The sequence below is a fragment of the Streptococcus sp. HF-1907 genome (genome assembly GCF_015594605.1).
Taxonomy (GTDB): domain Bacteria; phylum Bacillota; class Bacilli; order Lactobacillales; family Streptococcaceae; genus Streptococcus.
On record NZ_JADNQT010000004.1, the window covers coordinates 110,603 to 122,070 of the forward strand.

The following is an 11,468-nucleotide window of genomic DNA, read 5'->3' on the forward strand; positions in this document are numbered from 1 at the left end:
AAACGTTTACTTAGGAAGGTCATGATGAAATGAATTATAATCAATTTAGTTACATACCTGTTAATGCTACTGAAGCGCTGTCTGAACTTCAAGAGCTTGGTTTTCCTTTATCAACTGAATTAACTGATAAAGAAAATCTTGAGAGCTTTTTGAAGCAGACTTTTTTACATTTTGCGAATAAAGATTACCCGCTGACTTTGCTTGCTGCGGATGACCAAACGGACGCTCTGACCTTCTTTAAATCGGACAAGCCTTTATCAGAAGATATTTTCTATTATCTAATTCTTCAAGTGCTTGGCTTTGTGCCTCAGGTTGATTTTTCATCAGCTAAGGACTTCATTACTAAGACACATTTTCCGATTTTATTCGATAACATTATTCAAAACTTGCATCAGTTGCTAGCAACGCGGACTAAGGCTGGCAACACTTTGATTGACCAGTTGGTGGCTGACGGTCTGCTTCCTGTTGATAATAGCTATCACTTCTTTAATGGCAAGGCTCTGGCGACTTTTGACACTGACAATCTCATCCGTGAAGTCGTCTATGTTGAAGCGCCGCTGGATACCATGCAGACTGGACAGCTGGACCTCGTCAAGGTCAATATTATCCGCCCACAGGTAGCGCAGCCCATTCCCACAATGATGACGGCAAGTCCCTACCACCAAGGGACCAACGATGTGGCTGCTGACAAGAAGACCTACAAGATGGAGGGCAAACTCTCTGTCAAACCTGCTGGTAAAATTGACGTTGAGACACACGACCTCGCTCTTAAAGAGACTCGACCGTCTACTGCTCCTGAAAGTCCTGCTGAGGAGACCTTCACCCACATCGACAGCTACAGCCTCAACGACTACTTCCTCGCTCGTGGCTTTGCCAATATCTACGTTTCTGGCGTTGGGACTGCGGGTTCCACTGGCTTCATGACTAGTGGCGACTACGCGCAGATTGAGAGCTTCAAGGCGGTTATTGATTGGTTAAATGGCAGAGCTAATGCCTATACTAGCCACAGACGCGACAAGCAAGTCAAGGCGACTTGGGCAAGCGGTCTGGTCGCAACAACTGGCAAATCCTACCTAGGCACCATGTCAACGGGGCTAGCAACAACTGCTGTGGACGGTCTCAAGGCCATCATCGCTGAAGCAGGGATTTCTTCTTGGTATGATTACTACCGTGAAAATGGTCTCCTCTGTAGCCCTGGCGGCTATCCTGGTGAAGACCTGGATGTCTTGACTGAATTAACGTATTCTAAGAACCTCTGGGCTGGTGACCGTTTGAGAAATAACGCTCGCTACCAAGACTTGCTTGATGAGCAATCTAAATTCATTGACCGCGCCAGTGGTGACTACAATCAATACTGGCATGACCGCAACTATCTGCCACATGCAGACAAGGTTGAGGCGACCGTTGTTTATACCCATGGTTTGCAGGACTGGAATGTTAAACCGCGCCATGTCTACAATATCTTCAACGCTCTGCCAGAACATGTTCAAAAACACCTCTTCCTTCATCAAGGACAGCACGTTTACATGCACAACTGGCAGTCTATTGATTTCCGTGAGAGCATGAACGCCCTTTTGAGTCAGAAATTGCTTGGCGTCGATAATGGCTATGATTTGCCAAAGGTCATTTGGCAGGATAATAGTGCTGAGCAGACTTGGCGAGTTTTAGAGCAGTTCGGTCAGAAGGATTACCTGACTTTGCCACTTGGTAAGGAAAAGGAATTGATTGACAATCACTATTGTAGTGACGATTTCAAGCGGTATGGCAAGAATTTCAATGTCTTTAAAGCAGAGCTATTTGCAGGCAAGGCTAATCAGATTCTCCTTGACCTCTACCTTCAGGAAGACTTGCGTATCAACGGAGAAATTACTCTAAACCTTGTCCTCAAATCAAGTGAAAATAAGGGGCTTATCTCAGCGCAGGTACTTGATTATGGTCATAAGAAGCGTTTCAAAGATATTCCTAGCATTCTCAGTCTCAACGCCATGGACAATGGGCGGAATTTCTCTCGCGAAGCCTTGCGCGAGCTACCATTTAAAAGCGATAGCTTCCGCGTAGTTACAAAAGGTGTGCTCAATCTGCAAAATCGTAGTGATTTGCTGACTGTTGAAGAGATTCCTAGTGAGGAATGGATGACGGTTTCTCTTAACCTCCAACCAAGTATCTACCAACTCAAAAAAGGCGACACCATCCGAGTGCTCCTCTACACCACTGACTTTGAGCATACCATCCGTGATAACAGCAATTATGCTATCACCGTTGACCTGGCTCAATCTTCTATCCAATTGCCCCACTAACTGCTTCACTGTTAAAAACCAAAAAGAGGACCCTACGGAATCCTCTTATTAATTGATAAACATAAGTACTAAGCTTTCTTAGCTGCCTTGCTCCATTGGTACCAACCAACTAAACTGTTGATGAGGTAAATGAAGTATTTTCCTTGAATTTGTAAGCTTTCTCCCCACCACAAGTAGATAGAGAAAACATTAGTAGCAGCCCAAAAAATCCATTGTTCACGGTAAACAGCTGTCATCAAGAGCTGACCGACACCATTTGTCGCATCGGTAATAGAATCACGGAATGGACGATTGGCGCCAACTGATTGGTAAATGAAACCAAATGTTAACCACCAAAGCACGCTGATTGATAGGTACTTGATCCATCCCACTGCATCCAATTTACGGGCAACAAATTCCTGCTGTTCTTTTTTGAACTGAGCTTGATAAATCAAAAAGTGTTAAAAATAAGACAGTAACCTCAGAATAGATACTGTCTTATCTCTTTTTTTACTTAAAGCCTTGATAGACTTGACAAATGGTAGAAAAGAACCGTGAGTTCTTGCCAGAAGCTGAAGTTAATCCTTCAACCTGGAAAACCCGCAGAGGTGACTTTTTCTATACATTTCGATTTTTCTGGCAATAATCATTAACCGATAAATATGTCTGTGAATCACCCAGCGACTCCGCTATGTCCATAATCCGCGGTGGTAGTAATCCCACTCGCTGGACAAGTTCGTGATCGCTGAACAATTCCCGTGGACTGCCGGCGAAGCCAAACTTCCCGTGTTCCATAACATACACCGACTCAAACTCGGCGGCGACCCAATCCATATCATGGGTGATGGTCACAACTTGGTGGCCCGATTCAGCCAACTGATGGAAAATTGCGGTCAACTTGCGCCGGCTTTCCCAATCAAGCGACATCATCGGCTCATCAAATAAATAAATCGCCGGATCCACTGACAAAACTGTGGCAACGCTCAACAGCTTGCGTTCCGACAATGACAGGTCATATGGACTTTCAGCTGCTTTATCATCCAAGCCAACTCTTTTTAGAGCCGCTAAAGCCCGCCTCGTAATCGTGTCGTGGTCATCCATGACCTGCGCGACACTCCACTCCACCTCTCGTTGAACGGTCGGGTTGAAAAGCTGATCGTCAGGATTCTGAAAAGTAATCCCAACCTTCAGTAACTTTTCGACTGGTTTAAGATCATTAAAATTTTCTCCATCGATCTTAATCACACCGGTTTGTGGTGTCAGCAAGCCCGTCAACAATTTGAAGAGCGTTGATTTGCCGGCACCATTTTGGCCGACAATCGCCACCATCTGATCGGCGAAGTGTTTGTCTTCAACATCCAAGCTAAAGGACCGTTCCGGATAAGTGAACGTCAGGTGGTTCAGTTCAATTGTGGACATAACGAACCTCCTTCAGATCAGCGTAATTCACCGGATACCGGCCATCAGCCAAGTGCCAATCCATTTTTTGAGCAAGTTGCTGGATTGTCGGGGCTGGAATCTGCCAGTCAGCTGCCAAATGATTAAACACCTCACCCGGCCTGCCCTGGGCTACCATTTGACCCTCGTGCAGCACCCACACAACGTCGGCGACTTCGCACAAATCGTCAATTTCACTGGTGACAATGAAGACAGTCGTCTCTTTGACTTGGGCCAGCCATTGGAAAAATTGTCGGCGGCCAAGGGGATCCATCTCACTGGTCGGATCATCCATAATCAAAACAGCCGGGTTAGCCGCAATCGCCGTGGCAATTGCCAACCGCTGGATCTGACCACCGGAAAGGCTCTCGGGACGCAAATTCAGCTGTTCAATCAGCCCCATTTGCGTGGCAACTTCTTCAACCCGTTTTTGAATCAGTCCTTCAGCCATTCCCTGATTAATCAAGTCAAAGGCGATTTCATCGGCAACCGTGTCTGCCAACCCGCTTAGTTGGCCAGCTGGATTTTGCAGTACAACTCCATTCATGGCATTATAAACGAGCCAATTGTCGGACACTCTCTGGCCAAACATGTGCCAGTCGCCCTCAATCTCAGCAGACACAATTTTGGGAATGACCCCTGCCAGCACACGGCACAAAGTCGATTTGCCGGAGTGGCTATTCCCGATAATCCCAACCACCTGGCCGGTATGAACCTCCGCGTTAATCTGAAGCAGTTGTGGTTGCTCAGTACCCGGATAACGGGTGGTCAAATTTTCAATTACAATCCGTTTATCTTCGTCCATATCTTCCACCCAATCAATAAAATTGCCAATCCAGTCAGACCAATGTGCAGCGTCCGCGACAGGCGATACACGCGCTGGGAGGTTCTGACAGTCCGGTTGAGATTATCAAAACCTCTCAGTTGGAGAGAAATCGACCGCGCCATCGATTGATCCAAGGTCTTAATCACCAATGGAATTAGAACCGGCAAGACTGACTTTAATTTCTGAATCAACGTTTTTTGCGGATTGGTTCCGCGAACTTTTTGTGCCTGCTGGATTTTCCGCATATTGCGCATCATTTCCGGCAAAATATAACACACCGACATCAGAACGTAGACGGTTTTATAAGACAATCCGGACAGTTCCAAATAGGCCGCGTTTTCTGAAATACTCGTGGTCACCATAAAAAAGCCACTGGTCAAAATAATCACCAATACTCGACAACCCAGAGTGGTGGCGTAAATCAGGCCTTCTTTGTAGAACGACACCCCAAGCACAGAAAACAGCACAGTTTGATTCCGACTGTAAAATAACCCTTGGATGATCAGCATGGTGCAAATCAGAAACAGGCTGAATCCCAGCGCCTTAAAGATGGTAGAACTCAATTTGGAAAATAACAATAGCAGTGTTGCGACAAGAATTAATCCGGCCTGAAGCAATAAATTCATACTGGCAAAGCTCAACAACGTCATGTCCAAGATGAACAAGAGCTTAGTAATCGGATCGATCACCTGGTACCACTTGAGCTTGACCCGTGGCGCTCCAGAAATCAATGTTTGATCAGTCATCATTTATGACCGCTAAAGAAGTGCACCATCCGCTTCGGCAGCTGACGATAGATGAAGAATGCCAGGTAGGCCACGCAGACTTTATCCAAAATATCCAAGACAAACTCATCGGTAAATGAGGCCAGCCACACTGGTGCATGATTGGCGACCATTACCGCAAACAATGAGTCACCCCAAGCGATACCGGTCTGGCCACCCCAAAAGATGACGTTGAGTGGCGTTGAAATGACAGCTGAAACGATGGCAATAATAATAGCAGAAACAAATACTCGTCGCGCTGACGAGAACCACCCATTAGCGTGCAAAACTCCGACAGCAATCCCAATTCCGATGCTGGTAATCGCATACACGGTTGAAATTGGCGATAAGGTCAGCCCATAGATCACGTTGTTGATGAAACCACTGATGCCACCGGCAATCGGCCCAGCCAACATGCTGGCAAGAAAAGTTCCCAAAGACCCCAGCCAAACGGGCAACTTTAACCCCTCCGCCAAGGCTTTGGCAACATAGTTAATTCCCACGGCAGCGGGAATCAAAGTCATGGTGGCAGCACTTAACTTAAATTTCCACATACTGGCACGATGAATCGGTTCTGTTTTCATAATCTTCTCCTTTTGTTTTTAAAGAGCCGTGTCGGGAATGACTTTCGGACGCAACGCTCTATAGTATAGTTAACAGAACTCTTAGGTCTTTTCACTGTACTAACCGTAGTCGACATAGGTTAATATAGTAAAATTACTATTTTCGAGTTCTTACTCATATCATACGCTTATTCTCAAAATTATCAAGTCTTTTCTGAAAATTCTGCGAAAAAGTTCGGTAATTGAAAATGCCCAGCTCCTGCTAGACATCTTTTGTTTTTATAATGACTTTAATCGTTATTACTTATACTTCTTTTTTAACAAGACAACATCTAGTCTGTTACATAAATCTCGCCACAGCTATAGAGGGCAGCTTTTCCTGCAAGGTAAATCCGATTTCCCTCCAAGCAACAAATAAGAACTCCGCTTCTCTCAGAAGCTTGGAAAGCCTTAAATTCTGTTTGTTCCAACTTACTAGCCCATAAAGGAATGACATGACAATGCCCTGAACCACAAACTGGATCTTCCTTGACTGACAATTTTCTTAGTAACCACAAGTTCGCCACTTTGTGTTGCAAAGGTTAGACTCTCAACATCCACTTCTATAAATTGAAAGAGAACGAAGGCAGTTGCTAAAGTAGCATGACCACACAAATCGATTTCTCCATCAGGAGTAAACCAACGTAAATCGTAATAGTCGTTCTTTTTAACCGTAAAAGCTGTCTCAGAGAGATTATTTTCTTTGGCAATATTCTGTAAGGTAACATCTGACAGCCATTCGTCCATAAGGCAAACAGCAGCTGGATTCCCTTTAAAAACGGTATCTGTAAAAGCATCAACGATAAATTGTGGGATGGTATATTGACTAATTGGCATGGACTACTCCTTAATTTGTTATATTTATTACTCGTGGTGCTAGTTAATTTCAAAGTACACAAAAAAGCCCAAAAGGACTATACTGTAAGTGCCTAAACAAACAGAGAGGACATCCCAATGAGCCACTTACAGTATACTGCTAAATCCCATCACTTACAATGGAATATTAAGCAATTATCAAAAATTTGTTCAAAACTCTATCATGATTATTGCCCTGATGCCTTCAAGTATCGTCGTAATGTTAACTTGTCTAAAGTTTCGGATGAGTCATTGCTAGTCTTACTTCTCTTACAGGCTGAATTAGGTATAAAATCCCAACGTCATTTCTATCGTATCTGCCAACTATTCTCTTGCGGAAGGTTACTGGAACGAAGTCGCTTTAATCGGCGAACAAGACAATTGATCTGGCTAGTCCAAATCATTCGCCAAGCACTGAACGCCCAAATCTCACCTGATACGATTGTCATTATAGACAGCTTTCCTTTCCCCCTTTGTCAATCTGTCCGTAACTATAGAGCTCATATTTTTAATGGCTTGGCAGATACTGGTTACAATGCTTCCAAACAACTGTGGTTCTATGGTTTCAAGGTTCATATGCTGGTCACTCTATCAGGCTATATTCTGAACTATCTTGTGACACCAGCATCTGTTCACGATATCAGAGCAGTCAATGACTTACTAGAAGATTGCCGACAACCATACATTTTAGCTGATTTAGGTTATCTTAGTCGTAAGCTCAGAGAACATTTGGATCAAAAAGGTTATCACCTTTGGACTCCCTTGCGTCAAAATATGGCAGGGGCTAAGCAATATAATCATTGGAAACTATTGGCGATGAGACGCAACATTGAGGTACGGTTTTCAGAGCTTTGTGCTCTTTTCAATATAGAACAAGCACTAGCCAGAGGAGAAACAGGAGTGCAATTGAGAATAGAGCAGATTGTACTGACCTACAATTTAAGATATTTTGAAATTAACTAGCACCACGAGTATTTATTATATCGGAAAATAGGATAGAAACCAGACAAATAGTAACTAAAAAAGCAACTTTAAAAAGTTACTTTTAGGGTAAAGTTTTTTATTATTCCCTAATTGTCAAGTCAAGTGCAACAAAGTTGTTCCTCTGATTAAGTGAGTATCTTTTAAGCTGCTTGAGTTAGCTCAAACAGCTTTTTTGCGGACTGATAGCCACGGATTCGTCTAGGTCTTTCATTGATAGCCTTTGTATAGTCCTCTAAAAGATTCTGATTTAGTTCTTTTAACGAACATCCACTCTCTTAGTAGTCCATTGAAATTCTCATTTGTACCTCGTTCATAAGATGAATAGGCATGTGCAAAATAAACATCTAATCCCTCTATCTTACTCAATGATGAAAATTCGTTTCCATTATCTGCAGTTATGGACTTAATGGGATAAAGTTTCATACACTCTAAGACTGCTTGATTGACATACTCTGCTTTCTTTTCCACGAGTTTCTTTGTGACAGCATAGCGTGTTTGTCATTCTACCAAGGTCAGAATAGAAGGTTCTCCTATTGTCTTTCCACCCAGAATAGAATCGATTTCCCAATCTTCAAAACGGGAACGATTATTGATTTCTTCTGGTCTTTCTTCAATTGACTTTCCTAGATGTTTCTTGGTAGAGGGGCGCTTGGTAAATTTCTTACAGATCCGCACTGCTCTTGGCAAATCAATGACCTTAATCTCTAACAATCCTTGATGGATATAATTATAGAGCGTCTTGGTTGAAGGAACAACTGCATCTACATGTTGGAGTCTATAGGTATGAACAAAGGTATCCACGCTATGCACCCTTGGTTTCTCTCTCATTACTTCTGTAAATGCTCTCAGAAAGTCATCCGATACAGAATCCAGTTTCAGATAATAGCTGGCTTCTCTAGCATGACGATAACGGTTATGAGCAGCATCTGCATAATAGTGTTGGTAATAGACCTTCTGCCCATTTACTTTTTTCACTTGTGTTATGGAACCACGATTAATTTCACGAGTAATAGTAGAGCGATCTCTCCCTAGTCTACGAGCAATCTCAGCAGGTTTGAGTCCTACGCTTAAATAAGCTTCTATTTCCCCTCGCTCAGCTTCAGATAAGTGTTTGTATGATTGATTTGTGGTAGAATAATTAGTGGACATGTTCATCTTCCTTTATACTGTTTTTCGCAACTCTAGTATATCAGATGAACACGTCTTTTTTGTTGCACTTCATTTTACAACAGGGCTTTTTAAAATTTAATTCAAATTTTGTATTTTGTTAATTAAGTCTACGTGATGGAATCCATTTATTTAACTCTTCAACTAATTTATATACATAAGTCACAGGACATTGTGTTGCGGATGAAGGTACTAACTCATTTTCATAATCTTTGGATAAATTCTTAGCGTTTTTTAGAGCTGTATTTTGATATGGTTTTAATATTCTATATATGTTAGGATCGTTCTTTTTATAAGAGTCGGGGAAACCTTCAAGTTTTTTGGATTTAAAGATACTATTTAATTTTTTGATGTATTGATCACGAGTAATCTGAGAATTTAAAAATTCAAAATGTAGAATATACCAAAGCTCAAAAGATTCATTGCTATAAGCAATTCCGAAATCATTGTTTTGAGCCAGTTGCACTGCTGTATTAAAATTATCGTTTGGGAAACTATCTTTATCAAATACACACCAAACTTGATCATAATCATTTTTTTGCGATTCCTTAATGGCATAATTTACAATCCCTGTAGTATTATCTCCAATTCCCCTAGATTCTATTGTTATATTTGTTACTTCAAATTGATCAAAATAATTCGGTTCTGTTCTTTGTCCTTCGCATACAATCAAGATTATTGGTAATTGTTCTTTTGTATCAGTTTTTTTGTCTCTTGAAAAATCTTTCTTACCCATAACAAATCAATCTCCCGAATAAGCTTTGAAAATTTTATGAATCATATCATTTCTAATGTAAGGAATAGCTCCGTACTTACCTTTTAAATAGTTTTTAGCATATCTTTCATCACTACGAACAACGTTACCATTAAATTTATACTCTGACAGAGCAGTCAAATGACTAATTTCAAGTTCATCTTTTTCTACAAACCAGATTTGGTCCCTTCTTAATAAATCTTGATCAAGAATATTTGAATTATGGCTCGTGATAATTAACTGAGAATGAGTGTTTTCACTATCATTAAAGAGTTCGATTAAATATTTAGTGACTAGAGGATGCAACAATGCATCTGCTTCATCAATTACTAAAATACCACCTTTTTCTAATACGTTAATAATTGGTCCAGCTAAACTTAAGAATACTCGAGTTCCACTAGATTCAAAACTTTCTACATCAAAAAGCTTACTATCAACAATCATTCCTTCTGAATCGTAGATATTATGCTTTGATAAAAGGCGATTCGCTTCGTCTCGCGCTTCTTCAACAATCTCTTTTGGGATTTCTGCATCAGCGTCACCAAAAGGTTTTATTTCAAATTTGTGTTGCTTGATATCCAAATCAGTAATATTGAAATCAGCAACTTTAAGTAAATCTAGAACTTTTGATTTATAGCTATCATTTTCTTTAATTATATTTTTAGTAAATTTAGCATTATTTCCATAACCAGATAAAAAAATAATATTTTCTGTAAGATATTGAATAATATCTTCTGCTATTTTTGTATTTGTTACAGAAAGAACAGTTAAAAATAGTGAATTAGAATTTGTTAAGCTAAACTTTAAATTTAACTCCTCTTCAGTCTTAAAGAAATCAGAGGAGTAGGCTAGAATCTCATCAGAATTTCTTTTAAAAATTAGGTCATCATCTATAACTAAACTTTCTGATGTTACATCTCCTTGAAAAAGAGAAAAATTATACGTTACAATTTTTTTCTTCATAAGAAAGGAAATTTCAAATTCTGTAGGACTATCTTTGCTCGAGTTATCTAAAGAAAAGGTCAAATTTTTAAAATTTCGTTTACTTTCTTGTGATTCTAACATTGAACGTTGAAGAAAGGCAATAATAAATCCTAAAGCGTTCAACAAATTACTCTTTCCGCTAGCATTTGCTCCAAAAATACTAGCAGTTTTTAGTAAATGGAAATCTGCTTCAATTTCAATTCGGTTATTTAATAAATCCTTTAATTTTTCTGAAGAGACCATACTGAATGTCACTTCATTTTTGAAAGATGTAAAATTCTTTGCTTTAAATTCTATTAGCATATTCAACCTCCGAGATTTTTTCTCGCTATTATTGTAACATTTTTTAAAAAAAATAGTAGTATTCTATATGATTAATTCGAAATTTATTCTGTACCCTAATTGCCAAGTCAAGTGCAACAAAGTTGTTCCTCTGATTAAGTGAGTATCTTTCAAGCTGTTTGAGTTAGCTCAAACAGTTTTTTTGCGGACTGATAGCCATGAATTCGTCTAGGTCTTTCATTGATAGCCTTTGTATAGTCCTCTAAAAGATTCTGGTTTAGTTCTTTTAACGCCCCTTGGGAATGAACTCTCTTAGTAGTCCATTAAAATTCTCATTTGTACCTCGTTCATAAGATGAATAGGCATGTGCAAAATAAACATCTAATCCCTCTATCTTACTCAATGATGAAAATTCGTTTCCATTATCTGCAGTTATGGACTTAATGGGATAAAGTTTCATACACTCTAAGACTGCTTGATTGACATACTCTGCTTTCTTTTCCACGAGTTTCTTTGTGACAGCATAGCGTGTTTGTC

General features: G+C 40.4%; 8 protein-coding genes and 4 pseudogenes. 2 read left to right on the top strand and 10 right to left on the bottom strand.

Going from position 1 to position 11,468, the window contains the following annotated elements:
* Window positions 1–29 precede the first annotated feature (29 nt).
* On the top strand, window positions 30–2,297 hold the full coding sequence (locus IYQ92_RS04160; protein ID WP_195675484.1) for a Xaa-Pro dipeptidyl-peptidase: 2,268 nt from the start codon (window positions 30–32) through the stop codon (window positions 2,295–2,297).
* A gap of 68 nt (window positions 2,298–2,365) precedes the next feature.
* Here IYQ92_RS04160 and pnuC read toward each other — a convergent pair.
* From pnuC to IYQ92_RS04190, 6 genes and pseudogenes are all read right to left on the bottom strand, one after another.
* A pseudogene (gene pnuC / locus IYQ92_RS04165) lies at window positions 2,366–2,728 on the bottom strand (nicotinamide riboside transporter PnuC); the annotation flags it as partial.
* A 166-nt stretch (window positions 2,729–2,894) separates the two neighbouring features.
* Window positions 2,895–3,695 (bottom strand): energy-coupling factor ABC transporter ATP-binding protein, encoded by an 801-nt coding sequence (locus tag IYQ92_RS04170; protein WP_195675485.1) that lies wholly within the window; start codon window positions 3,693–3,695, stop codon window positions 2,895–2,897.
* A complete protein-coding gene (locus IYQ92_RS04175; protein WP_195675486.1) occupies window positions 3,682–4,518 on the bottom strand; it encodes an ABC transporter ATP-binding protein in 837 nt (278 codons plus the stop codon). The genes IYQ92_RS04170 and IYQ92_RS04175 overlap by 14 nt, the downstream gene beginning before the upstream one ends.
* Window positions 4,494–5,285, bottom strand: coding sequence for an energy-coupling factor transporter transmembrane component T (locus tag IYQ92_RS04180; RefSeq protein WP_175062049.1), 792 nt, complete (start codon window positions 5,283–5,285; stop codon window positions 4,494–4,496). Before IYQ92_RS04180 ends, IYQ92_RS04175 begins: the two co-directional genes overlap by 25 nt.
* Window positions 5,285–5,887 carry an ECF transporter S component gene (locus tag IYQ92_RS04185; protein WP_195675487.1) on the bottom strand — a complete coding sequence of 201 codons (603 nt, stop codon included), beginning with the start codon at window positions 5,885–5,887 and terminating at the stop codon, window positions 5,285–5,287. The genes IYQ92_RS04180 and IYQ92_RS04185 overlap by 1 nt, the downstream gene beginning before the upstream one ends.
* A gap of 311 nt (window positions 5,888–6,198) precedes the next feature.
* Window positions 6,199–6,742, bottom strand: a pseudogene (locus IYQ92_RS04190) (PhzF family phenazine biosynthesis protein).
* A 117-nt stretch (window positions 6,743–6,859) separates the two neighbouring features.
* Between IYQ92_RS04190 and IYQ92_RS04195 the strand changes: the two are divergent.
* On the top strand, window positions 6,860–7,723 hold the full coding sequence (locus IYQ92_RS04195) for an IS982 family transposase (protein ID WP_195675488.1): 864 nt from the start codon (window positions 6,860–6,862) through the stop codon (window positions 7,721–7,723).
* A 161-nt stretch (window positions 7,724–7,884) separates the two neighbouring features.
* On the opposite strand, the pseudogene IYQ92_RS04200 reads toward IYQ92_RS04195, so the two are convergent.
* The 4 genes and pseudogenes from IYQ92_RS04200 to IYQ92_RS04215 all read right to left on the bottom strand — a co-directional run.
* Window positions 7,885–8,893, bottom strand: a pseudogene (locus IYQ92_RS04200) (IS30 family transposase).
* 118 nt (window positions 8,894–9,011) lie between these two features.
* Entirely contained in the window at window positions 9,012–9,647 is a 636-nt protein-coding gene (locus IYQ92_RS04205; protein ID WP_195675489.1) for an RloB family protein, read from the bottom strand.
* 6 nt (window positions 9,648–9,653) lie between these two features.
* Window positions 9,654–10,952, bottom strand: coding sequence for an AAA family ATPase (locus tag IYQ92_RS04210; RefSeq protein ID WP_195675490.1), 1,299 nt, complete (start codon window positions 10,950–10,952; stop codon window positions 9,654–9,656).
* A 149-nt stretch (window positions 10,953–11,101) separates the two neighbouring features.
* A pseudogene (locus IYQ92_RS04215) lies at window positions 11,102–11,468 on the bottom strand (IS30 family transposase); the annotation flags it as partial.

Coding starts and splice junctions, on each gene's coding strand:
- IYQ92_RS04160 (WP_195675484.1), top strand. CDS start 30: ATGAATTATAATCAATTTAGTTACATACCTGTTAATGCTACTGAAGCG.
- IYQ92_RS04170 (WP_195675485.1), bottom strand. CDS start 3,695: ATGTCCACAATTGAACTGAACCACCTGACGTTCACTTATCCGGAACGG.
- IYQ92_RS04175 (WP_195675486.1), bottom strand. CDS start 4,518: ATGGACGAAGATAAACGGATTGTAATTGAAAATTTGACCACCCGTTAT.
- IYQ92_RS04180 (WP_175062049.1), bottom strand. CDS start 5,285: ATGACTGATCAAACATTGATTTCTGGAGCGCCACGGGTCAAGCTCAAG.
- IYQ92_RS04185 (WP_195675487.1), bottom strand. CDS start 5,887: ATGAAAACAGAACCGATTCATCGTGCCAGTATGTGGAAATTTAAGTTA.
- IYQ92_RS04195 (WP_195675488.1), top strand. CDS start 6,860: ATGAGCCACTTACAGTATACTGCTAAATCCCATCACTTACAATGGAAT.
- IYQ92_RS04205 (WP_195675489.1), bottom strand. CDS start 9,647: ATGGGTAAGAAAGATTTTTCAAGAGACAAAAAAACTGATACAAAAGAA.
- IYQ92_RS04210 (WP_195675490.1), bottom strand. CDS start 10,952: ATGCTAATAGAATTTAAAGCAAAGAATTTTACATCTTTCAAAAATGAA.